The organism is Tepidibacillus sp. HK-1 (assembly GCF_001748485.2).
Classification (GTDB): Bacteria; Bacillota; Bacilli; order Tepidibacillales; family Tepidibacillaceae; genus Tepidibacillus_B; species Tepidibacillus_B infernus.
This window is the reverse complement of sequence record NZ_BDGM02000026.1, coordinates 13,326-38,208: the sequence shown is the minus strand read 5'-3', so window position 1 is coordinate 38,208 and position 24,883 is coordinate 13,326. Positions and strand designations below refer to the sequence as shown.

Here is a 24,883-nt window from a genome sequence, read left to right as displayed (position 1 = left end):
CTGTGATTCAGCTACAGAAGCATCATCACAAGGGCATAAAAAGTTATCCTTAACTCTAATAAATTGATTAGGTCCACATTTCTGTGGTACGCTTGGCTTTTACACTGTTCAGTTTTCAAAGAGCAATTTTAGCGACAAAAATTAGTTTACCATAAAAGATGCTCATTTGTCAATCATTCATTTTAAAAACTTTTTCATCACTTATCTCAAGTATTAAGCTTGTTAAAAGCGACGAAAATTATCTTAATATGAATCATTATTTTGTGTCAATACTTTTTTATAATTACCTTGTGTGATTTAGATTACAATTTATTTTTAATCTTTTAAATCACTTAACAGCTTTTATAATTTATCATGGACATGGTTTTCTTGTCAATTGGTTTCAAAAAACTTTTTCGAAGTAAACACTATTGACATAGTTAAAAAATACTTTATAATAAAAAAGTACATTTCTTTTACTCTTCCTGAAATTTATATATTTCTTTGCCTCTCTTTATGAGAGGCCTTTTTTTAAATAAAGAAAAGTATAACTTTTCTTCCCCTTATCATTTGAGTTTGTATATTCCATAAGCAGTATACAAACTTATTTTATATTAAGATGGCTTTTTAATAAAATTTGAAAAAACTGGCCAAAACTCCTTTTCCTCAAATCCCCTTCTCCAGGCAGCTATTCCAGCCAATCTATACTTTTTCATTAGTTCAACACGTTTTTGCATAGAGAAATGATCTTCCAACCAAATCTTATAAGTGATAGAGCCTTCCTTTTTTTCAACATAATGCTGACCTGATCCAGAATCGTATTGAATTTCCACATTATTTTTTTTAATCCATTCTTTTGTTTGTTCCATTGTAAAAGTCTTTGATGTTACTTTTTTATTTCCTGTTTCATCAATCTCTTCTTTCCATAATCGTGTATAAAAAGGCACACCTAAAATCAATTTATCATTTGGTACCTCTTCAAGAATACCCTTAATTCCTTTCTCTACCCAAGGAATCGAAGCCACAGAACCAGCTTTTGGACTTGTTGCCCAATGTTCGTCATATGCCATCAACATTACATAGTCTACAATTTCCCCAATCTTTTTCCGATCATAAAACATAGACCAGTTTTCGCTTAATGATTTAACTGTAACATCTATAGATACTGTTCTTCCTTTTTCGTGCAATAAAGGGGTTAATTCTCTTAAGAATTGAACAAGCTCCTCTTTGTCCTTTAAATAAACATTTTCAAAATCTACATTAATTCCATCTAATTGATATAATTCCACATAACTTAATAACTGTTTGATTACTTTTATTCTTAACTTCGGGTCATTTAGCATACTATTCGTTAATTTAGCGTCAAAGCTGTTTGAAAATAATCCCCAGACCTGATAGCCTTTTTTATGCGCCCATTCTACATATTTTTTATCTGCTACGTTTTTTACTAGACCATCTTTTTGCAAATGAAACCATGTTGGCGATACAACTTGTAACCCAGACAAATTACCTATAGATTCTGGATTAACCGTCTTATTGCTTGCATACTCCCATGTTAATAAAATAGGACTTCCAATCGGATTCCATGGTTGGTATATTTCTTTTTTTATTTCATTTGTTAAGATCGATGTTAACTGAACGAATCTTTTATCTACATACCCCATAAGTCCATTTTTTGTTTCTATCCAGTACGAACCCTGTTCTTCTTTTATAATATTAATCTCTTCCCCTTGTTCAATTTCTGAAATCCAAGGAGATCTTAAGGTGGGCTCTTTACGAAGTTTCGTTGTTTCTAAAACTATAGCTTGTTGAATAGGTTTCTTTAAATCGTGAATATTAATTATAGAGTGATCTAATTGAACAATTTGTAAATCATAATATTGTTGAATGGGGTCAATTGGTAGATAAATCTCTCCATTTTCCTCAATTAGTGGATAAGTAAAGTTATAAGGATCTAGGTTTAGCAAACCTTCTTTTTTGCCTAGAGGAAAATGAAAAACATTTTTATTTGTAGTAACGATTGCTATTTTCTCTTTTTGATCCCATTGAAGGGTTGGATCAATCTGTTCTTGAATAAAACGAATGGGTAAATAAAGTTGGTTATCCTTATAAAGAGCCTGTCCATCCATTAGATTACCCATATAATAAATTTGTATTTTGCCACTTTGGTTTAATTCTGCTTTTTCAAAGCTGGGTATAAAATAAACAAAGGCTAATGAACTAATTAAAAAGATAAGAACTGCTGTTATCTTTAAACTTCTAACAAATAAATTAGGTGCCTTTTTATTCGTCTGAATCAATACCTTATCCATTCGTTACCTCCTATCCCTTCTCCTATCATAACAGTGATTTTAAAAACGTGGGATAGAAAATGCCAAAAACATCCCAAAGGATGTTTTTTATTTTTGGCATTCAACGCACAAACCATGTAACTCAACGCAATGTGAATCGATTTTAAATCCTGTTGCTTTTGCTGCAATTTCTTCAATATCAGTAATACAAGGATAAGTAAAATCTTCGATATGTCCGCAATTTTTACAAATAATGTGATAATGTTCTGACACATTTGCTTCAAAACGACTAGAGTCATCTCCAAAAGGAAGTTCCCTAATCAACCCTGACTCTTTAAATACCCGCAAGTTATTATAGACTGTAGCAACACTCATATTAGGAAATTTCTTTTCTAAGGTTTTGTAAATTTCATCAGCAGTTGGATGTGACATTGTTTGACATAAATAGGATAGTATTGCATGTCTTTGCGGTGTCATACGAATTCCTTGACTTTTTAAATGATCTAGGGCTTTTTTTAGGCTTGTATTTGGCATCATCATTCTCCTCTCATTAAAATTGAATTTTTTGTGAAATTTATCACATGAAATTCGAATAAATTTTAAAAAAGTAATTTAATTTATTATCTATTTGTATTTTGTTTACCATATTTACAATAGGGAAGAACTAGACAAAAATTGCATTTAGGATTCCTCGCTGTACATACTCTTCTTCCATGCCATATTAACCAATGATGAGCATCGGACCATAATTTTTTGGGTATGCGTTTCATTAGCTGTTGTTCTGTCTCTAAAACTTTATCACTTTGAGCTAAGCCAATCCGATTAGACACTCTAAACACATGGGTATCCACCGCAATTGCGGGAATACCAAAAGCATTGCTTAAAACAACATTTGCCGTCTTCCTCCCTACTCCTGGAAGAGATTCTAAGATTTCCCGATCTTTTGGCACCTCCCCATTATATTTTTCAAATAGAATCCGACAAGTCTCAAGTATATTTTTTGCCTTCGTTTTATATAAACCGATTTCTTTGATGTCTTCCTCTAATTGTTTTTGTGTTAAATGAAGAAAATCCTCAGGTTTTTTATATTTTTTAAATAAATGTGGTGTAATTTGGTTTACTTTCTTATCTGTTGCCTGAGCTGATAGCATTGTGGCAATTAGCAGTTCAAAAGGATTGCTAAACAATAATTCACATTTGGCTTCTGGATATAAATTCGCTAAGGTTTCTAAAATTTTTTCGGTCGGTACACGGTTTGGCAATTCAACATCTTTTAAATTTTTCATAATCCACCTATTTCTATTAAAAAGTATATCATGTCATTTAAGAATTTTTGTCATTTAAAAACGTCTAAATAATGAAAAATATTCAGCCTTTATGACTGAATATGTTTTTTTTATCATAAAATGTAATTGTTATATTGTAAAGATGCTAATGTTACTTTCTTTATTAAAAAATAAAAGAGCACAGGATTTCCTGCACTCTTCTTATATGTTCTTTAGTTCTAATTATTTTGTTCCTTGGTCATCCTTATTGTAAGTATTTTGAGTAAAGGATTGTGCTGGAGCTTCTTGTTGAGCGTTTTGAGCTACACTTTGTTGAGCTGCATTTTGTAATGCACTTTGTTGAGCAGATTTTTGTTGTTTTTGTTGTTTTGGCATAATCTTTTCCCTCCTTTCCTTTTACAAGAGTTAGTATTACCTCTAACCAAAAGACCATTCCTAATTTTAGGTGGAAAATGGAGGGAACTAAGAAAATACTAGTACTGAATTGGAGTAAAATGATTTTCCTTCTTTCCTGATTTCATATTTATCCAGCGGGCAGCAACAAATAGAAAATCTGAACATCGATTTAAATAAGCAAGAGCTTCTTTTTTTATCTGTGGTATAGAGATGGCATTTCTCTCCGCTCTTCTGATCATGGTTCTCGCCAAATGAAGTGTCGCCCCTGCTTCACTTCCACCAGGTAAAATAAATTGTTGTAATGGAGGGAGTTCTTGATCTAACTTGTCAATATATTGTTCGAGCCTTTCAATTTGTTTAGTATTTAATGGCCAATATACTTTTTCACCAGCCGGTGTTGAGAGTTCGGCACCCACATGGAAAAGGTCGTGTTGAACGTTTAATAGCATATTTTTTAACAATTCCAATTCATTATTCTGGTCGATTTTAGCTAATACTAATCCAATCATGGAGTTGGCCTCATCTACTGTGCCATAAGCTTCTACCATCGATTCGTTTTTTTTCACCCTTTTCCCGCCTGTTAAAGATGTATATCCCTGATCTCCAGTTTTCGTATAGATTTTAGCCACAAAGACCACCTCTTTTTCATATTCATAGAGCCTAGTATCCCTTACTTAATTCAACCCTATTTAGCATTTGATCTATTTTTTTGTCTAAATATTGATCTAAATTATACACGAAGATCTCTAACGCTCTTTCCATATATTTAGGAGATCTGCCAGATAAATGAGGTGTAATGATACAATTTTCTAGTGACCAAAAAGGATGTTCAGATGGCAAAGGTTCTTCAGAAAAAACATCTAAGACAGCCCCGGCAATCTGATTACTTTTAAGTGCATCTACTAAAGCTTCCTCTTCCACTACTTCACCACGAGCAATATTAATTAAGTATGCGGTATTTTTCATCGCTTGCAATTCTTCTTTACCGATGAGATGATAAGTTTTGTCTGTTAAAGGAACAATAACGACAACATAATCACTTTCAGCCAATAATTCTTTTAATTGTGATGGTCTATATACTTTTTCGACATGGTCAACAGGTCTTCCATCGGTATTCATTCCAATTACACGCATATCAAATGCCTTAGCCTTTTCCACGATTCCCTGACCAATTGATCCTAAACCAACCACACCTAAAGTAGTTCCGTTTACTTCAGCTACGCGAATGGTACGATTCCAATGATGAGCTAGTTGGTTTTTATAAATCTCATTTGTCTTTCTAGCTAACTGCAAAATAACACCCATGGTATACTCTGACATTGGTTTATAATGGATGCCTTTGGCATTTGTAACTAAAATGTTCTTTTCCATTAACTTAGCAAATGGCATTTTGTTTATACCTGCACTAATCACTTGGATCCACTTTAAATCTTTACTTTGTTCTATGACTTCAGCTGTCAAGTCCTCACCATATGTAATCAAAACGTCTGCTGTTTTTAACTCTTCCTCCGCCCCCGCTATATCATCGAAAAAGAAGAATTGTACCATTGGGTACTTTGTTTTTAAATTTAGTTGGTGTTTTTCACTCATTTTCGCTGACGATACGATTTTCATTCTCCCCCACCTCTTATTCAAATAGTATACATAATTATATATTTCTAGTTGAACATTGATTTTTCCTGTCTTTCAAAGTCTATTTTTGAGGTAGAAAACGCAAAAAAAGTCACCCCTAAGGATGACTTTATAGCATTCTATTATGATTGTAAGGACTTGATAAATTCAAGTGCAGCTTCAACATGCCCTTTCACTTTTACTTTTCTAAATGCTTTTAATAAATTCCCTTCTTTATCAATGATAAAAGTGGAGCGATCGATTCCCATATATTCACGTCCATAATTTTTCTTTAATACCCATGCTCCATATTTTTCTGCAACTTGATGATCTTCATCTGAAAGTAATAAGAAAGGTAATTGATATTTTTCAATAAATTTAGCATGTGATTTTAGTGGATCTGGACTAACACCTAATATGACCACATTCAAATTGCTAAATTCGTCATGACTGTCTCTAAAATCACAGGCTTCTGTTGTACAACCTGGTGTATTATCTTTTGGATAAAAATATAGAACAATAAATTTCCCCTTAAAGTCTTTAAGACTTACTTCTTCTCCATTACTAGCTGGTAGAGTAAAATCTGGAGCCTTTTCTCCAATTGTTAATATTTCCTCTGCTTTTGCCAAAATCATCTACTCCTTTCACCTATAGTCATTGTAACAATGTCTTTTTTTAAAATCAATTATTAAGGTGAGGCATCCTATTTCCCTAGATCATCCCAGATTATTTTTAATCGTTCAATCGTGGTGATCAGCGTTTTTTGATCTTTTGCCTTTATAGCCCCCTTCATTGTCGCCATTTCGTTTTCCACTTCCTCTAAGAAATCTCGCTCTACACTAAATTGAATTCTGTTTTTTACTTTTTCCCAGGCTTTAAACCCTTGTTTTAATTCTTGATCAGCTTCTTTCCATTTACCTTCATCTACCAATTTTTCAACTTTGTTGATTTGCCCTATTACATCGTCTTGTTTGGTTAATGACTTCTTTAAAAAAACTCCACTACCCATCATTGCAACAAAGATTAGAAGTATCAGAGATACAACTACAAAAATAACCCATTTTTTCATTTGAGACCTCCTAATATGTTTTAATATGGCCCCTTAAAATCCCCGATTTCCATTGATTGGATAGCATCGGGAAATTTGTCTATATATAATTGTTCATTTGGTAAGATTACAGCAAAACTCACTTGTGAAAAATCATCAATTCCTTGTGCTTGCAACTGTTGTTGTAACCATTCTCTCGTTTTTTTTCTGTTCTGAAGATTTTGTTCAATGATTTTCCCGTCTAAAATAACTTCTGTCATAAGCTGATTTGGAGGAACAATGATTTGTAAATCCTTTCTAGTCACAGGTTCATATTCAGCCTTTTTAAGCACTGTCAATTTACCGTCAGGTTCTAATAAAGCAAATTCTACCTGTGTAATATCAAAAATATCTCTATCTCGTAACTGCGATAACAGTTCATCGTAACGATACCTTAAATTTTTGAGATTTTGTTCTAAAATTTTACCATGCTGAATAAGAATAGTAGGTTGGTCATCTACCACTTTGGCCATCCATCGGTGTTTAATCGCTAAACGCTGTAATAACCAAACTAAAACAACCCAAGTGGCAAGTCCAAGCCATTGTGGTAATGGTTTTATTGAGAGGTCTATACTTAGGGATGAAGCCGCTGATCCTATGGTAATTCCCGCCACATATTCAAATGCGGTAAGTTGACCCACTTGTTGCTTACCTAATAGTCTGGTAAATATCAATAGGGTGGTAAATGCGATGACTGACCGAACAATTGTTACAATCGATTCATCCATTTTAAAACGACTCCTTCTCACTGCGGTTTAATATAGTCATCTACGATCCCTAAATCTTGATCTTCTGGCTCTTTTTTTTGCACCTGCATCGTATCCTCATAAATATGGGTGAACATTCGTTGTTGGTCTTGTGGTATGTTTCCTTGGTTTGTATCATCATTCTGATCAATGATTAGATTGTTCTTTTCATCTAACACAGCTAGAGAAATCGTTTTAATCATTTCTTCGCTATATCCTTGCAAAGATAATCTTGTAAAAAGTTGTTCCGGTGATAGGTTTATTTTAGCCAAATTATCATATTGGATGACACCGTCGATGATTAATGGCACAGGCAAACCCTCATATCCGGGCACATAGGAAATATCATTAGGTGTTAATGGCCTTTTGGATGAATTAGGAATGACACTCATTTTCCCCGTCTCTTCCAAAATAGCAAATTCCACATCTTTTACATGACTAAATCCTTTGTAACGAAGTTCTGCTAACATTTCCGTTAACGTGATTTTTGCCTTATTTAAACCTTGTTCATCAATATTCCCATGTCTTACAAGAACAATGGGCTCTGCCTTTAATTTCCTGCCCCATTTATTTGACCGTAAGAGATAGGAATAGATTGCAGCTGTTGCAGTAATAATTCCTGCTGGAATAATCAGCTCTGCAAAATGATCTGTACGAATTGGTTCAGATAGGATATGGGTAAGCATAATCAGTAAAAAAATTTGAAAAGTGGGCATCTCACTGAAACTTCTTTTGAATACAACTTTCAATACAAAAAAGCCAATGGCAATCATAGTGATACTAAGGCCAGCAAGTCTAAGCCATTCCATCTATCTATTCCCCCTTTTTCTTTATCTATAATAGATTTCGCTATTTTCACTCTGCTTATACAAACACAACAAAACCCACAAAAGTGACATCTTCCTTCGAAGCGTATTCCGATTACTTTTGTGGGTTTGTTTTTCTATACCATTTTGTTAACATCTAAATATTGAGCAATTTGCTCATCTGTTAGAATCCCTTCATCCTTTACAACTTCTCTTACTGTTTTACTAGTTGCATAAGCTTTTTTGGCTACTTCTGCTGCTTTATCATAACCTATCGCCGGATTAAGGGCAGTGGCTAAAGCTAAACTTTGTTCCATTAGTTCAGCACAGCGTTTGGGATTCGCTTGAATTCCTTTTACCGAACGATCATTAAAGGCTTTGATTCCGTTGCTCAGAATTTGAATGGAATGTAATAGATTATAAGCAATCACAGGCATCATCACGTTTAATTCCAATTGAGACGCTTGACCAGCAGAGGTAATGGTTGCATCATTGCCGATCACTTGGCTTCCGATCATATTCATCATCTCAGCCATTACAGGATTTACTTTTCCGGGCATGATCGATGAACCTGGTTGCACTGCTGGGAGTGTGATTTCAGCCAATCCTGTTCTTGGACCAGAGCTAAGGAGGCGAAGATCACTTGCAATTTTGATTAAATGAACAGCTAAATTCTTTAACGCCCCACTTAATTTGATTGCACCCTGCGTATTTTGCATAAACATGAAGCGATCTTCAGGTGTTCTAAAAGGTAAACCTGTTAACTTTGCTACCTGGTCAATTGCTAACTCGGCATAGTTAGGATGAGCATTAATTCCAGTACCTACTGCATTTCCTCCTAAACCGATCTGATAAAGTAAATCTGAACTCTCCACAATGGTTTTCTTTGCTTCAACTAACGTCATTTGATAACCATAAAATTCTTGACCTAATCTCATTGGAACAGCGTCCTGTAAATGAGTTCGCCCTGATTTGATGATAGAGTAAAAATCTTTTCCTTTTTGATTTAAGGTTTCAATAATCTCATCGAGAATGGGTAGTAGATCATGTTGTACTCCTTCTGCTGCTGAAATGTTGATCGCTACGTGAATTGTATCATTTGTCGATTGGGCCATATTAACATGGTCATTGGGATGAATGATTGATGTATCCCCTTTTTCCCCGCCAAGCAATTCAATTGCCCTATTGGCTATCACTTCGTTAGCATTCATATTTTGTGAGGTTCCTGCACCAGCTTGGTAAACATCTACAATAAATTGATGATCCCATTTCCCATCGATCACTTCTTGTGCAGCCAGCATAATTGCTTCTGCCTTCTTTTGTTCCAAAGCCCCAACTTTGGCATTGGCATATGCTGCTGAATATTTAATAATACCTTGAGCCCGGATAAATCTTCTAGGTAAATGTAGTCCGCTAATCGGAAAATTCTCAACTGCTCTTTGGGTTTGCGCTCCATAATAAGCATCTTTTGGGACTTTTACTTCTCCTAATGAATCTCTCTGAATTCGATATTCGCCTTCCATCTGTTTTGCCTCCTTACTGTTCACCCTTCTATTTTCTTTTTTTCCTTTACTCTTCCTTTGTATTTCTTTTTTATGCCGTTACCCTATCATTTGAATCTTATCTATTTATGAAAACGTTTTTTTTATCATATCAAATTTTTTCAAGAAGATTTGAAGCAAAGTTTTTTTCTGACACTTCCATTCACAAGTATTTTCTATGCTAAAATGTTAATATGGAGAAAATGGATATAAATAGAAATCGTAATAGGGGGAAAGAAATGACTAGAGTAAATTCCGAAAGCTTATACGAGCAGGCACTAGAAGTGATTGTAGGTGGAGTGAATAGCCCTTCTCGCTCTTACAAAGCGGTAGGTGGTGGCACACCAACATTTTTTGAAAAAGCAAAAGGCCCTTATATGTGGGATGTTGATGGAAAGCGGTATATTGATTATTTGGCAGCTTATGGCCCCTTAATATTAGGACATGGCCACCCCAAGTTAGTAGAAGCCATTACAGCTGCAGCAACTGAGGGTACCCTATACGGCACTTCAACTCCTTGGGAGGTTAAGTTTGCGAAAATGATTCGCGAAGCCATACCTTCTATGGAAAAAATTCGATTTGTTAACTCTGGTACAGAAGCAGTGATGACCACCATTCGAGTAGCCAGAGCTTATACAGGAAGGACAAAAATCTTAAAATTTGAAGGATGTTATCATGGACATTCTGATTTAGTCCTTGTCGCCGCAGGGTCAGGTCCTGCCACACTTGGTATTCCAGATAGTGCAGGAATTCCACAAAGCATCGCTAGTGATGTGATTACAGTTCCCTTTAACCAGCTAGAGCCATTAAAAGAAGCATTGGAAAGATGGGGAGAAGAAATCGCTGCAGTCTTGGTTGAGCCGATTGTAGGGAATTTTGGTATTGTCATGCCAAAGCCAGGTTTTCTAGAATCAGTGAATGAACTTACCCACCAATATGGCGCATTAGTCATTTATGATGAAGTTATTACTGCCTTTCGCTTTATCTATGGCGGGGCACAAAATCTCTTAAATGTGATTCCGGACATGACAGCACTTGGAAAAATTATTGGTGGTGGTTTACCAATTGGCGCGTATGGTGGTAAAAAGGAGATTATGGAACAAGTAGCTCCTTTAGGTCCTGCCTATCAAGCAGGAACAATGGCTGGAAACCCTGCATCGATACGAGCAGGAATCGCTACGCTTGAAGTCCTTTCTGATCAAAGTCTGTATGAACAAATGGATCTGCTGGGTAAACAATTAAAGGAAGGGATCACCCATTTAGCAGAAAAATATGGACACGAAATCACCATTAATCGTTTAGGTGGCGGATTTACAGTTTTCTTTGGTTCCCATCCAGTTGTAGATTATAGAGGAACTCAACAAACTGATACAGAAAAATTCGCAAGGTTCTTTAAGCTTTTATTAAAAGAAGGAATTTTAATTGCCCCTTCAAAATATGAAGCGTGGTTCTTAACGATTTCCCATACCAAAAAAGAGATTGAGGATACGTTGACAGCAATTGACCGTGTTTTTTCAAAACTATAGAAGCTCTTTCTTAAGGCAAGTTAACATGTATAATTTTTGCATAAATGAGATGGCTGTTTTAAAAAAGCCGTCTCATTTATATTTAGCGATACCAAAGTTTATCGAATAGATTTTAAACGCTTACAATTGAATAAAAGCGCTTACATACGAATAAATAATCACAAATCCTATTGTATACTCATAAAATACATGATATGATTTAATAAATTTTTAGAATAATATTATATTTGAACGTTCAAATATGACATTTTAAAATATAAATAGGAGGTGTATGGTCAGTTTGACCGATAAGATGAAATGGATCGATGAACATGATAGTTGTGGCATTGTTGCAGTCATCGAGAAGAATGGTCTTCCCACGAACGATAATCTTCATAAAACAATTGATGTTTTAAATAAACTAGAACACCGTTCCGGATTTATTAATGGAGAAGGAGATGGAACCGGTTTACTAACAGATATACCAAGAAAACTTTGGGCTGAGAAATTATCTTCTAAACAATTATCACCCCAGCTAGCTTATGAGCCTAAATTTGTAGTCGGCCATATTTTTATTGATTCCACGGCTGATTCCTATTCAACTATTCAAGAAAAAATTAGAAAACAATTTGCAGAATATCAAATTGAAATCTTATTAGAGGAAGAAAAGCAGGTTGACAATAGTCAATTAGGCCCTAACGGAAAACAACGTGAACCTCTCTTTTGGCAGATCGCCTGTATATCAAATGTTCCAGTAGAGGAAATACAAAATCAGTTATTTTCTCTGTTAATCGAGATTGAAAAAGATCGAAAAGTCCATGTAGCATCATTAAGTAACCACTCTGTTGTATATAAAGTGATGGGCACTGCAAAAGTATTAAATCACTATTTTTTTGATCTAAATAGCCCATTATTTGAAACCCGAGTTTCGATTGGCCATAATCGCTACTCCACCAACACCTTGTCCCACTTTTTTCGCGTACAACCCTTCTCTTTACTTGGACACAATGGTGAAATTAATACAATTCAACGCTTAAGAGATGAAGCGACGATGTTAAATATTCCACTTGTACATGAAGGTAGCGATTCACAAGATTTAAATCGTCTGATTGAAGGCTTAATGGTCCGTCATCAATTCTCTTTATTCACTGTAATGGAACTTGTTTTCCCTCCTATTTACAATGAGATTTGGAGAATTGATACCAACCTAAAAGATTTATATGCTTTTTTAAGACATTTATGGGGACCCTTTTCCCAGGGACCAGCAGGTATTGTTTCTAGATATGAAAATCAATGCGTCTTTAGCGTAGATGCGCTTGGACTTCGTCCACTCTGGCAAGTGGAAACAGAAGATACCCTTTATTTTTCTTCAGAACAAGGGATCGTTACATCAAAGCAAATGATTAGTGAACCTAAGTCTTTTGCACCTGGAGAAAAGGTTGGGATTCTTCTTCAAGAAAATCAGCCGATTATACGATTAGACCATCAACAAATACAGCAATTGGTTTTAAAAGAAGTATACACTCGTTATCCTATTAAAGATTACCAAAAAAAGTTAAATCCACCCCACTTTCCTAAAACCAGTTCATTTTATCCTGAATTTAAAGAAATCCCCAATTCTGTCTACGCTGGTTTTGGTTGGGAAAAGGAACATATTGATTTGGCTGAACAAATGGCCACTACTGGTAAAGAACCGATTCGATCTCTTGGATATGATGGCCCCTTAGCTATTTTATCGAAAGAACGCGTCAATCTAGCAGACTTTTTAAAAGAAACAGTTGCTGTAGTTACCAATCCTGCCATCGATCGTGAACGAGAAATTGAACATTTCTCTACCAGAATGATTTTAGGGGGAAGAGAAACTTTTAGTCCCCATGAAGTAGGAGATATTTCCTTTGAGATTAAAACACCGATTCTTTTAGAAGGAGAAATAGCGCAAAATATCGTTTCAGACCTTGGAACAACGTCTTTAGAGCAAACCATTGCCTATTTTATGCAAGAAGCAAAAGAGTTCGTTGCGATCCTTTCGTTAACCTTCAATCCTGATCAATCGATAAAAGAACGATTAGAACAACTAAATCAGGATGCTATACATGCTGTGAAAAACGGGGCTAGGGTGATTATTTTAGATGACCAAGAGCTCTTCAATGGTTTTAAACAATTATGGCTAGATCCCCACTTAGCGATTGCCTCTATCGATATGGCTTTAAAGAATGAATACATGGAAGGGGAAAACCTTAGGAGAAAGGTAAGCATTATTCTTCGTTCCGGGGCAATTCGTCATTTGCATGACATTGTCACTGCAATTGGTTTGGGAGCTGATGCCATCTCTCCTTACCTATTATTTGCTACTGTTTCACAAAAGCAAAAAGAAGATTCAATCAAAAACCTTTTTGATGCACTCAATAAAGGAATCGAAAAGGTGATCTCCACCTTGGGGATTCATGAGCTTAGAGGCTATCAACGATTATTTTCATCAATCGGATTCCATCAAGAAATTGCAGACATTTTAAATATCCCTAATTTCTATGGAAATAAAAAAGCTGGCTATTCTTTTTCTCATTTAGAAGAGGATGCTAAAAAACGAGCTGATGATTTTAATCATCAAACTCAACCATTACGAAATTACCGTTTAACCACTCGGATTTGGAAGGCGATTAGTCAGGTGGCATCTGGAGCTGACTCATATCTGATTTACCAAGAAAAACTTCGTGATCAAGAATCTGAAAACCCGATTGCACTTCGTCATATCCTTGATTTTAAGGATGGGTTCGAGCCAATTCCAACTGACGAAGTCCATATTGGTATAGGGCAACACGATTATCCTTTTGTCATTAGCTCTATGTCCTTTGGCTCTCAAAACGAAATTGCTTTCCGAGCCTATGCTGAAGCTGCTTATCAACTCAATATGATGAGCTTAAACGGTGAAGGCGGCGAAATTAAGGATATGTTAGGTATGTACCCAGAACACCGAGGGATGCAGATCGCATCAGGACGTTTTGGGGTCAACATTGAATTGATCAACTCCTCCCATTGGATTGAAATAAAAATTGGGCAAGGAGCAAAGCCTGGTGAAGGGGGCCATTTACCGGGGAGTAAAGTTTCTCACAAGGTAGCTGCCGCTAGAAATGCGACTCCTTACGCTGATTTGATTTCTCCTTCTAACAATCATGATATCTATTCTATTGAAGATTTAGCTCAAATCATATCGGAATTAAAAACAGGAAATCGTTTAGCAAAAATTATTGTCAAAGTCCCTGTTGTTCCTAATATCGGGACGATTGCTGTAGGAATAGCAAAAGCTGGTGCAGATGTTATTTCTTTAAGTGGATATGACGGGGGAACAGGCGCTGCACGTGTGCATGCAATCCAGCATGTTGGTTTACCAATTGAAATAGGCGTGAAAGAAGCTCATCTTTCCCTAATCGATTCAGGATTAAGATCTAATGTAGAGATATGGGCTGATGGGGGCGTCCGCAGTGGTAAAGATGTGGTAAAGCTCGTTCTTCTAGGAGCAAATCGCATTGGGTTTGGTACTTTGGCCATGATTGCAATTGGCTGTACGAGTTGTAGAGGATGTCATTTAGATACTTGTCATGTAGGCATCGCGACACAAATAGAAAACATCGAAGAAGCAAATCAAAGAGGATTGAAACGTTTTGTACCTAGACAATTTGAACAATCTGTAGAAAATTTAAAACGTTTATTTACTGCAATCGGAGAAGAGGTTAAAGAATTAACGGGTCAACTTGGAAGTAAATCATTACAAGATTTAGTAGGAAGGTCTGATTTATTGTTCCAGACGAAATATTTAGATCTGCTAGATTTAAAACCATTACTTGTTCCGGCAACGGTTCATAAGCAAGTGGTCAAAATAAAACAAGCAGCACAACCACTTTCACTAGCAGTTGGTGCAGAAGAAATAAATGTTCAATCATCTTTTGAGGCCAATGTATATGTAGATACGATCGTGAATAGCACAAACCGGATGCTGGGTACTAATCTATCCGGTAATCGGGTTCGATCTTATCTAGATGGGAGCTATCGTTCTCATCCACCCGTTCAACTCACTTTGAAAAAAGGTTCTATTCCTGGTAATGGATTAGCTGCCTATCTTGCCGATGGCATAAAAATCGAATTGCAAGGTGGAGGGCAGGATGGGTTAGGAAAGACAGCCTATGGTGGAAAAGTGAGTATTATGAAGACACCAAATAAAGATGGCGTCTATCTCAATGGTTCTGTAGGTAAAGGATTCTGCTATGGTGCGCAAAAAGGATTGTTTATGATTCAAGGAAATGCTGATTCCAGGGCAGGAATTCGTTTATCAGGTGCAGATATGATTATTGGTGGAGAGATTACTTCTCCCCTTCAGGATCATCTTGGAGGAATTGGAGAGAGAGCAAATATTAAAGGCTTCGCCTTTGAATATATGACAAATGGCCGGGCATTGGTATTAGGAGATCCGGGTCCCTGGATCTGTTCAGGAATGACGGGCGGAACAATCTACCAACGACTTGTGCCAGAATTTGGGCTCGATATTGATGCGATAAAACGTCGAATTGCAAAAGGAGCCAAAGTAGAGATTCTTCCGTTAGATGAAAAAGGTAAAGCTGATTTAACTGAATTACTTCATCTATATATTCAAGAATTACTTAAATCAGGTCAAAAGGAAACAGGAAGCCGACTCTTGCTTCTACTAAATGATTTAGACTCACACTTTGTAAGAATCGTCCCTGCAAACTCTCTTCACCATTAACCCACAAAAGTAAAAAAAGGTTTGTATATTCCATCGCGCTCCGTCATCCGTGCCCTTCTATGAATAAAGATTACGGAGAGAAGGGCACTTCTGAAGGTCGCAGCTTATGGAATATACAAACCCTTAAATGACTAATGGAAGAAAGTTATACTTTCTTAATCTTAAAAAAAAACCAGGTCATCGCCTGGTTTTTTTATGCTATAATATGTTCAATATTTTGCTTGTATGAGGAAAGGTAGGTTTATACAGTGGGAGAAATGAGATTAGGAATCAAAGATGGTTTGCCCATTGCCATTGGCTATTTACCTATTGCTTTAACTTTTGGTATCTTATCAATTCAAGCAGGATTGAATCCTTTTGAAGCAACAGGAATGTCCATTTGGGTATTTGCAGGAGCAAGCCAATTTATTGCAATCAATTTACTTCAATCCCATGCTCAAATACTTGAAATCGTTTTAACCACGTTTATTCTTAATTTGCGACATCTTCTGATGAGTACATCTTTATCTAGAAAGTTACAGGCAACACCTATGATCAGTAGTTTGTTATCCTTTGGTATCACTGATGAAACGTTTGTTGTTGCAAGTATGAGCGAAGAGAAATTCAATATTGGAGGAAAATATTTTTTAGGATTAGCCGCCACAGCATATGTTGGTTGGGTAGTAGGAACTTTTATTGGTAGCCTATTTTCTCAAATGATTCCAGCTTCTTTAACAGCGGGTATGGGTATTGCTCTTTATGTGATGTTTATTGGCTTATTGGTTCCCTCTATGAAAAAATCATGGCAAATCACTTTTATTGCCATCTTTAGTGGTTTAATGAACTGGATCATCTCTATGGTATTTACTTCACTTTCAAGTGGCTGGACGATTATCATTGCCACATTAATAGCAACTACGGTAGGTGCGTTTCTACCTCAAGAGGAGGAAATCATATGAATACTTGGATATTAATCTTTGCCATGTTCATTGTTACTTACTTACCAAGAATGTTTCCTATGTTATTTAAACAATTTCAATTTCCTAATTGGTTAAATCGTTGGTTAAAGTTTGTTCCTTATGCTGTCTTAGGTGCTTTAATTTTTCCTGGAATTATGGAGGCTAACCCTTCACATCCTACTTATGGATTAATAGCTGGTATTATTGGGGCGATTATAGCTTGGTTCTATTCAAATCTAATTTTAGTCGTGATTAGTAGTTTAATGGTGATGTTATTTTTACAATTTATATTTTGAATGGACAAATGATTTCACATAGTCTCGCTCTATTTTTTCTCCGTATTTGGTCTTCATAGAGAGATGAACTCTTAGGTTTGCGATTGATTTAACATTGGGTAAACGCCATTCAGCATTAATCATTGAATGGTTGATCCTTGGTGTTAATTGGTTTTGACCTCCATTGATATGAATCATAAGCGAATCCTTTTGCCAATAATCTGGAGATTGAAATTGAATTTGTAGAGTTGATACCGAATCACATAGATTTTCCTGTCTTATATGGATTGCTTCATGTTGAAAGGAATCAAGAGAAACCATGATAAAAAAGGCTTCCCGCCTATTTCCTTTGATATGAATCTGGTACGCTCCTGATTTAGGGTTTGACAATGAAAATTGATATAAATAAGCTCCATCAAACAAATCATCCATTTGAATACCTTCACTTCTCATCCTTATTTTTTGTTGATTGGGCATCACTAATTCAATTTCAACTTGTGCTGAGCTACTTAATCCTTGAATATCTATTCCTTTTTCATACTTTGGTACATAAAATTGAAAGGTTTCTTGATTTCCTCTTAATTGTCCACCATGTAATAGTAATGGATAAAGGATCCATTCCTGCTTTCTTTGCTCCAACTGAATGGGGTTTATTTTTTTGTGTGTATTCACAATTCTATCTATAAAAGGAAATATATTTTTACCTAGCCGTATATTGTCATGATTCCAATGGCCACTGATATGTGTTGAATAGGGTAGACCGGCATCTTTAACAAGTACAACTCCATCATTTGCCCCATATTGACTTAAATATTTTCCACTCCAATGCAAATAGGATGAAAGATGATTTGTTGCATCAACACCATAGATGGTGTAATAAGCTATTGGTTTTTTTTTTGCCATGACATCTATCTTTTCTCTCATTTTCTGCATATAACCTGTCTGCATTTGATACGTTCCCAAATCGTTATAGGCTAATAATTTAGCTAAATGTCTCCCTTTATCGCTAAAAGCCAAATCTGCTAAAGGACTTCCATAATGGGGAGTTCCTAATGTGATTAAACGGTCTACATATTCATAGCTCTGATAAAAAATTAGGGCAGTCTGGGCGTCGACTCCTCCTTTACTATGGCCGATAATATTTATTTTTTTATTGCCAAAAAAATGATAGATTTCTTTGATCCTTTGACTGAGAATTTTTCCATTTTCCCATATGCTTTCCTGACCGGTATTCAAGTCTACAAAAGCAGTTGGATAGCCTGCCCTTTTAGCTAATTGATACATGTCATTATGGCCCGATTGATTTGTATTTTCAAACCACTTTTTTGAACTGCTATGTAAGCCATGGACAAAAAGTAGAGGCGGTTTCTCAGTCTCTTCTTCGGGTAAACCTACATACCAATTTCCAATTCGTCTAAAAGGATTTCTTGAAACTAAAACAGGATAGGATTGACTCATATTTATCACCCCATTTCTACACTATTCTATGACTTTCTTGAAATGAAGGTTTCACAATATTTTCAATAAATATTCCTTTATAAAGGAATGTGTTACCAATATGATTGAGGGGCAGCACCTTTTATTCAATGATTTTTCGAATAACATTATGATAAGCTTTAGGAAAACTTAGCTTATGAAGCTCCGCTTTTTTGAACAAAACCCACTGTTTAGGCCAATTTGAATCATGCTCAAGCTGCTCAATACCTATCCTATAGACCATCATATTCCAATGAAGATGAGTAAAAGTATGTTGCACATTCATCCAAGCTTGGTCTAATTTCAAATGAAAGCCATACATCTGATCAATCATCTCTTCCCATTCATTTTTCGTTAATGGGTCTTGGCTTTCTAAGGAGGGTACCTCCCACATTTTTGCTAATAAACCTTTATCAGGTCTTTTTACTAAAAATACTTCTTGTTCGGTCTCAATGACAAGACTTAAACGATGAATTGCTTTAATGGCTTTTTTTGTTGCCTTAACCGGTAAGTCCTCATGATCCCCTTCTTTTCTTCCTTCACATAAGTCCATCATTGGACAAATTAAACATTGTGGAGATTTTGGCGTACAAACAAGGGCTCCCAATTCCATTAAAGCTTGGTTAAATGAACCTGCTTCCTCCTCAGGAATAAGTTGAAGGACTAGGTTTTCGATTTTCAATCTTGTCTTTGCCTTGGTAATATCATCAAACAAATGGAAAATACGGGAAATAACTCGCATCACATTCCCATCAACTGCTGGTTCTTTTTTACCATAAGCAATGCTTAAAATCGCACCAGCTGTGTAAGGGCCAATTCCAGGCAAATGAAGGATTTCTGTCTTTTGGTTAGGAACGATTCCATTATATTTTGCTTGAACTTCCTTTACACCTTTTAGCAGGTTACGTGCTCGTGAATAATAGCCTAACCCTTCCCATACTTTTAATACTTGTTCTTCCTCTGCATTAGCTAGATGTTCAAGTGTAGGAAATTGATTGATAAAGTTTTGATAATAAGGGATCACAGTATCTACTCTGGTCTGTTGCAGCATAATTTCTGAAACCCATATGTAATACGGATTTTGGTCCCTTCGCCAAGGTAAATCCCTTTTCGTTTCATGGTACCACTCTAATAGTTTCTTTTGAAAAAGATCTTTGTCTACCAAATCTAGTTTCTCTCTCCTTCATGTTGTCTTTGATCCACTGGATTAAAAAGCTATTTCTCGTCTATAATAGATTCTACAACACAGCCCACAAAAGTGACGACTTCCTTCGAAGCTTATTCCGAATACTTTTGTGGGGTACCATTATAACAATGAAAAGAAATCCGGAGGAGAAAAAACATGGATACAGGAACCCATTTTGTTATTGGCATCAGTTTAGCAGGTCTGGCCCATATCGATCCAGTTGTTTCTCAAGAACCACTTTTGGCACAAGCTATTCTTCTTGGAACAGTGATTGGATCACAAGCCCCAGATTTTGATGGAATTACGAGAATGCTCGGTGGAACCGCTAATTATATCAAAAACCATCGTGGGATTACCCACTCATTGCCGGCTTTTTTTGTCTGGCCAACTTTAATTTCATTTTTTCTCCTCATCTTTTATCCAACGATCCCATTTTCACATCTATGGTTATGGATCTTTATCTCTGTCTTTTTACATGTCTTTTTAGATCTGTTTAATCCTTATGGAACACAGGCATTACGACCGTTCAGTCAAAAATGGATAGCCTTAAATACAATCAATATATTTGATCCATTTATTTTTGTTAGTCATATTGTTGGTATTTTAATTTGGAGTTTTGAATGGTTAGATCCAAAAATTCTTTTTTCGCTTCTTTATCTTTTGACAATCATTTATCTCGTATGGAGACTATGTTTTCATCATAACCTTATCTCTACGCTACGCCAAGACTATAAGGTAACGGGTAAAATTACCATTCTTCCAACAATCCAATGGACGACATGGAATGTAATTGAAGAAAATGATGAAACTTATCGTATCGGGGTTATCCGTAACGACCAATTGGAATGGATAGATGAAAAAAAGAAGTTCAAAGATCATCAAAGTATTATCATGGCTAAACAAGACAAAAAAATTGAAGTGTTTTTATCCTTAACAGATTACGCATACCCAATGTGGAAGAAGACCTCTTTTGGGTATGAGGTAAGATTTATTGATTTACGTTATCGTTTTAAAAACCATTATCCTTTTATCGGTATTGTCTTATTAAATGAAGAAATGCAAATCATCGATTCTTATATAGGTTGGGTCTATAATCAGGAACATTTAACAAAAAAAATCCATTCATTATTAAACCAAAGTTAACATAACTATTATTATTTAACTAAAGCGTTACTATATTATATCTTTAAAATACTGATATTATTAAAATTTTCTATATTTTGCAACTTAATATAACTTTACATAACATTATTGAAACTATTTGGTATTTATTGTAACATAAAACTTGTTGCAAAATAATTTTATAAAGATCATTGTTTTGCAATCATAACAAATCACGAAGGGATATGAGGAGGCTTTTACAAGTGAACAAAAGTAAATGGTTTATTTTAATGATCGTATCACTCATCACAATTATGTCTATTTCCCTAGTAGGATGTTCATCTGCATCAAAAGAAGAACCAGAAAACAAAGCTGGGCAAACGGCTGAAACACCACAAGACCTTGAAAAGGAAAAAACAAATGTTCAATCTGCAATTCTTATAGCGGAAAACAAATTAACCCTTATTTTCGAAGATTTTACACCAGAGGGTTCTGATACAAGTTATTTAGTTGCTAAATCAAGATATAAAACACTTGATGATGTAAAAAAGTTTTTAAGTCAATATTATACTGAAAATGGCGCAAACGAAGCAGTAAGTAACTATGTTAAAATGGAAGATGTTCTAACATTAGGACAAGTTCCTACTTTACAATTACCTGAAGACTATTTTATTCTTTCAAGTCACACTTTAACTGAACAAGATACGTTTACAGTTGAGGGCGATCAAGCCACTTTAACCGTTACTGATAATGGTAAAACTATCACTTATACAGTAAAAAAAGTAGATGACAAATGGTTATTAGATAATAAAACAATAAAATAAGTATAAAAGCCTCGCATACGCACGAGGCTTTTACCATTTATACATAAAGACCGTATATGATTAAAATATACCCTTTTCCCTATCATTATTTTGCGCGAGCTTCTTCAAAACGTCTGCTTATGTCTGCCCAGTTAATAATATTCCACAACGCATCAACAAATGCTGCACGCTTATTTTGATATTTTAAATAGTATGCGTGTTCCCAAACATCCATCACTAATACAGGAATAACTCCCCAAATCGTCAAATCTTGATGCTTTTCAGCTTGAAGGATAACTAATTGTTCTGAGGTACGATCCCAACCCAAGATTCCCCAACCAGAACCTTCAACTGCAACCGTTGCAGCAGCCATTTGCTTTTTAAATGCTTCAAAACTACCAAAGTCTTGTTGAATTTGCTCTGCAAGAGCACCTGTTGGTTCCCCTCCACCATTTGGTGTTAAATTCGTCCAGAAAATGCTGTGTAAATAATGGCCTGACCCATGAAAAGCAGCTTCTCTTTCCCAATGTTTAATTAAAGCAAAGTCACCTGTTTGGCGAGCTTCTGCTAATTTTTCTAATGCTTTATTTAGCCCATCTACATATCCTTTGTGGTGAATATCATGGTGTAGTCGTACAGTTTGCTCATCATAATGAGGTTCTAAAGCATTGTAATCATAAGGTAATGCAGGTAATTCATGTTTTTTCATTTTAATTCCTCCTTTTAAATAAACAAGTATGTAGAATTTGCTCTACCTCTTAATTTCTCCAAAACTTCTTAAACTATCCAATTATTTTGCCATAACTTACCTCTGGTATTATTATGCAATAATTATTAAATAAAGTCAACAAAAAAGTATAATAAGTTTTTTAGTATATAAATATTGAAAATGCTATAGTCCCAATTTTTTTAAAATTTTAAATAGTTAGTTGAATTTACATGTTTAAACATATACAATAAAAGTGAGAAATTATCTTAGAAAAGGAGGAATTATCATGTGGGTAGTATATAAAGATGTGTACAAAAATAAAAAAGGCGATAAATTGATAAGCAGAGATATTATCCAAGGATTTAATAAGAAGGAACACGCGGAAGAATTATTAGAGAAACTACTCAACGAAAATATAATTGAAAATGTTGATTATACGATTGATCAGGTAAATACGATCCTTTAGTAAACCCTATTTTTTATGTATGCTCGTGCTGTGTATGCTGTATATGAAAAACCCCACCTTTAAGATGGGGTTTAATTTTGAAGATTTTTATATTCTATAGAGGGATAATATAAAATAACATCATAAAAAAGTGAACGACACTTCCTATTACGACGAAGATATGGAAAATCTCATGAAATCCAAATCGATTCGGGAAAAAATCTAGCCATTTGGTTGCATAAATAATAGCTCCAATCGTATAAGCTACCCCGCCAACAAACATAAGTACCATTGCTCCTGTTGGAAGCTGGCCAATCAATTGAAATAATGGAACTAAGGCAATCCAGCCTAAAGAAACATAAAAAGCTGTAGATACATAACGAGGAAGGTGGATAAACCATATTTTTAGTATGATACCGATAATAGCGAGTACCCATACTGAAATAAGCATTGCCCACTTCCATATCCCTTCTAAGCCGAAATAAAAGACTGGAGTGTAAGATCCGGCAATTAAAATATAGATCGCTACATGATCTAATTTTTTTAATACCAACTCTTTTTTAGGTGTTGTTTTAATCCAATGATACAAAGAACTTGCACCATAAAGCAAAATTACACTTATCCCGTAAATAGTCATGATGACAAGTTTTGAAAGATTATCCCTAGATAGGATGACTAAAAAGACTAGTCCAACAATGGCCGCAATAAAGGAAACGAAATGGGTCCAAGTGTTTACAGGTTCCTTCATCTTTAAAATATTTTTCAACTAGCTTACCTCTTTTCTCCCTTAAATGATTAAACTATAAAATTAATCATACCCAATTTTTGAATAAAAAACAAATTAAAAAGACCCAATCATCGATTGAGTCTATCATTATTCACTCTTGCACTAAGTTTTCCATCATATCCTCTACTTCTTCAACATATTTTGCTAGTTCTTGAAGGGCAATCGATTGTTCCTTTGCCTTATTTTCATTTACCTGTACCTGTTGAAGAATATTAGCAAAGGCCTGATGAACAAGCACTAAAATCTCTTGAACTTGTTTTACAGATTCTTCACTATTACTTGCAAGTTTTCGTATTTCATTGGCCACAATTGTAAATCCTCTGCCTGCTTCTCCAGCTCGTGCTGCTTCAATTGCCGCATTAAGGCCAATCAATTTACTTTGCGAGGCGATATCCTTAATTAATTTCAAAGCGGTGGTTACTTCTTTTACTTGATCCCCTGCATTGATTACTTCGGCTGAAGTAGATTTGCTTGTAACAGCAAAATCTTCGGAACTAGCAGCTAATTCTTCAATCGTGGCAGCCATATTTTGTAATTGGCCATAGACATTTTCTGCAGCTTTTTGCTGTTTTATTTGATGTTCATTATTCTTTATCCATAAGATTACTGTACGAACGGCAACGCGAACGATCGGTTTCATCATCTGTGGATCACCAGTCATTCCGATGACCCCAATCCGTTTCCCTTGATATTCAATTGGTAGATTGCATCCTGCACGAACACCTTCTAACTTTGCAGCTTCTTCCTCTGTTACCAACGCTTCATTGATCATTCCTAACATGATTTGTCTTGCACTTTCATGAATGGTGCCAATACGTTCTGGTCTTGTAGATGAGATAATCACTCCACCTTCTCCCATTACATTCACATGTTGGCCTGTTTCCTCATGAAGGATTTGGACAATCTCATCATAAAATCCCTCTTGTACACTCATGATGTCATTACTCACTTTACATTCATCCTCTCCAATATTATCCATAACTGCTTAGATTATATATGAAAGGGGAAACATTTTCACTCTACATGTTAACTAAAAAAAGAGGCCATAAGTACCATATTTTTCGTACATACACATAAATTTAGGGCGAATTTACTATTTTTAATTCTTAAGCATTGTTCTCATTTATTTTACAAAAGTATTTTTTTCATTGAAATTTCT

At 35.3% G+C, this 24,883-nt stretch carries 22 protein-coding genes and 1 pseudogene; 7 read left to right on the top strand and 16 right to left on the bottom strand.

Annotated features, from left to right (window positions below; genetic code table 11):
• Positions 1-593 precede the first annotated feature (593 nt).
• From BEN26_RS12190 to BEN26_RS12140, 11 genes are all read right to left on the bottom strand, one after another.
• Complete coding sequence (locus BEN26_RS12190) at positions 594-2,291, bottom strand: glycosyl hydrolase family 18 protein (protein WP_069801083.1); 1,698 nt, start codon at positions 2,289-2,291, stop codon at positions 594-596.
• An 87-nt stretch (positions 2,292-2,378) separates the two neighbouring features.
• Complete coding sequence (locus BEN26_RS12185) at positions 2,379-2,807, bottom strand: Fur family transcriptional regulator (protein WP_068722548.1); 429 nt, start codon at positions 2,805-2,807, stop codon at positions 2,379-2,381.
• 83 nt (positions 2,808-2,890) lie between these two features.
• Entirely contained in the window at positions 2,891-3,556 is a 666-nt protein-coding gene (gene nth / locus BEN26_RS12180) for an endonuclease III (protein ID WP_069801084.1), read from the bottom strand.
• A gap of 222 nt (positions 3,557-3,778) precedes the next feature.
• Positions 3,779-3,931 carry a hypothetical protein gene (locus BEN26_RS12175; RefSeq protein WP_181482291.1) on the bottom strand — a complete coding sequence of 51 codons (153 nt, stop codon included), beginning with the start codon at positions 3,929-3,931 and terminating at the stop codon, positions 3,779-3,781.
• A gap of 98 nt (positions 3,932-4,029) precedes the next feature.
• Entirely contained in the window at positions 4,030-4,581 is a 552-nt protein-coding gene (locus BEN26_RS12170) for a cob(I)yrinic acid a,c-diamide adenosyltransferase (protein WP_069801085.1), read from the bottom strand.
• A gap of 31 nt (positions 4,582-4,612) precedes the next feature.
• Positions 4,613-5,566, bottom strand: a complete 954-nt coding sequence (locus BEN26_RS12165; protein WP_069801086.1) for a D-2-hydroxyacid dehydrogenase — start codon at positions 5,564-5,566, stop codon at positions 4,613-4,615.
• Positions 5,567-5,706: 140 nt separating this feature from the next.
• Positions 5,707-6,192 carry a thioredoxin-dependent thiol peroxidase gene (gene bcp, locus BEN26_RS12160; protein WP_255421904.1) on the bottom strand — a complete coding sequence of 162 codons (486 nt, stop codon included), beginning with the start codon at positions 6,190-6,192 and terminating at the stop codon, positions 5,707-5,709.
• Between the two features lie 74 nt (positions 6,193-6,266).
• Positions 6,267-6,632 carry a DUF4363 family protein gene (locus BEN26_RS12155; RefSeq protein ID WP_069801088.1) on the bottom strand — a complete coding sequence of 122 codons (366 nt, stop codon included), beginning with the start codon at positions 6,630-6,632 and terminating at the stop codon, positions 6,267-6,269.
• A gap of 20 nt (positions 6,633-6,652) precedes the next feature.
• On the bottom strand, positions 6,653-7,378 hold the full coding sequence (locus BEN26_RS12150; RefSeq protein ID WP_068722536.1) for a YetF domain-containing protein: 726 nt from the start codon (positions 7,376-7,378) through the stop codon (positions 6,653-6,655).
• Positions 7,379-7,395: 17 nt separating this feature from the next.
• A complete protein-coding gene (locus BEN26_RS12145; protein ID WP_069801089.1) occupies positions 7,396-8,205 on the bottom strand; it encodes a DUF421 domain-containing protein in 810 nt (269 codons plus the stop codon).
• Positions 8,206-8,339: 134 nt separating this feature from the next.
• Entirely contained in the window at positions 8,340-9,725 is a 1,386-nt protein-coding gene (locus BEN26_RS12140) for a class II fumarate hydratase (protein ID WP_069801090.1), read from the bottom strand.
• 257 nt (positions 9,726-9,982) lie between these two features.
• On the opposite strand from BEN26_RS12140, the gene BEN26_RS12135 reads away from it, so the two are divergent.
• The 4 genes from BEN26_RS12135 (at position 9,983) to BEN26_RS12120 (ending at position 17,238) form a co-directional block, all read left to right on the top strand.
• A complete protein-coding gene (locus BEN26_RS12135) occupies positions 9,983-11,269 on the top strand; it encodes a glutamate-1-semialdehyde 2,1-aminomutase (protein WP_069801091.1) in 1,287 nt (428 codons plus the stop codon).
• A 271-nt stretch (positions 11,270-11,540) separates the two neighbouring features.
• A complete protein-coding gene (locus BEN26_RS12130) occupies positions 11,541-16,004 on the top strand; it encodes a glutamate synthase-related protein (protein ID WP_069801092.1) in 4,464 nt (1,487 codons plus the stop codon).
• Between the two features lie 257 nt (positions 16,005-16,261).
• Positions 16,262-16,942 (top strand): AzlC family ABC transporter permease, encoded by a 681-nt coding sequence (locus BEN26_RS12125; RefSeq protein WP_069801143.1) that lies wholly within the window; start codon positions 16,262-16,264, stop codon positions 16,940-16,942.
• Positions 16,939-17,238: an AzlD domain-containing protein gene (locus BEN26_RS12120; protein WP_068722525.1), complete on the top strand. Its 300-nt coding sequence runs from the start codon at positions 16,939-16,941 to the stop codon at positions 17,236-17,238. The genes BEN26_RS12125 and BEN26_RS12120 overlap by 4 nt, the downstream gene beginning before the upstream one ends.
• Here the strand turns inward: BEN26_RS12120 and BEN26_RS12115 are convergent.
• Complete coding sequence (locus tag BEN26_RS12115) at positions 17,221-18,675, bottom strand: PGAP1-like alpha/beta domain-containing protein (RefSeq protein ID WP_069801093.1); 1,455 nt, start codon at positions 18,673-18,675, stop codon at positions 17,221-17,223. The two genes, BEN26_RS12120 and BEN26_RS12115, sit on opposite strands and share 18 nt — an antisense overlap.
• Before the next feature lie 121 nt (positions 18,676-18,796).
• Positions 18,797-19,858, bottom strand: coding sequence for an A/G-specific adenine glycosylase (gene mutY / locus BEN26_RS12110; protein ID WP_069801094.1), 1,062 nt, complete (start codon positions 19,856-19,858; stop codon positions 18,797-18,799).
• 177 nt (positions 19,859-20,035) lie between these two features.
• Here mutY and BEN26_RS12105 point away from each other — a divergent pair, with 177 nt between their 5' ends.
• Together BEN26_RS12105 and BEN26_RS12100 are read left to right on the top strand one after the other, a co-directional pair.
• Complete coding sequence (locus BEN26_RS12105) at positions 20,036-21,022, top strand: metal-dependent hydrolase (protein ID WP_069801095.1); 987 nt, start codon at positions 20,036-20,038, stop codon at positions 21,020-21,022.
• A 221-nt stretch (positions 21,023-21,243) separates the two neighbouring features.
• A complete protein-coding gene (locus tag BEN26_RS12100; RefSeq protein WP_069801096.1) occupies positions 21,244-21,804 on the top strand; it encodes a hypothetical protein in 561 nt (186 codons plus the stop codon).
• A gap of 85 nt (positions 21,805-21,889) precedes the next feature.
• On the opposite strand, the pseudogene BEN26_RS12095 reads toward BEN26_RS12100, so the two are convergent.
• Positions 21,890-22,483, bottom strand: a pseudogene (locus tag BEN26_RS12095) (superoxide dismutase); the annotation flags it as partial.
• A gap of 295 nt (positions 22,484-22,778) precedes the next feature.
• Here BEN26_RS12095 and BEN26_RS12090 point away from each other — a divergent pair.
• Positions 22,779-22,958, top strand: coding sequence for a hypothetical protein (locus BEN26_RS12090; RefSeq protein WP_069801098.1), 180 nt, complete (start codon positions 22,779-22,781; stop codon positions 22,956-22,958).
• Between the two features lie 94 nt (positions 22,959-23,052).
• On the opposite strand, the gene trhA is transcribed toward BEN26_RS12090, so the two are convergent.
• Both trhA and BEN26_RS12080 read right to left on the bottom strand, forming a co-directional pair.
• The gene (gene trhA / locus BEN26_RS12085; RefSeq protein ID WP_084818911.1) at positions 23,053-23,703 is read right to left on the bottom strand and encodes a PAQR family membrane homeostasis protein TrhA; all 651 of its coding nucleotides are present in this window, start codon (positions 23,701-23,703) and stop codon (positions 23,053-23,055) included.
• A 112-nt stretch (positions 23,704-23,815) separates the two neighbouring features.
• Positions 23,816-24,673, bottom strand: a complete 858-nt coding sequence (locus BEN26_RS12080; RefSeq protein WP_068722511.1) for a sugar diacid recognition domain-containing protein — start codon at positions 24,671-24,673, stop codon at positions 23,816-23,818.
• Positions 24,674-24,883: the final 210 nt, after the last annotated feature.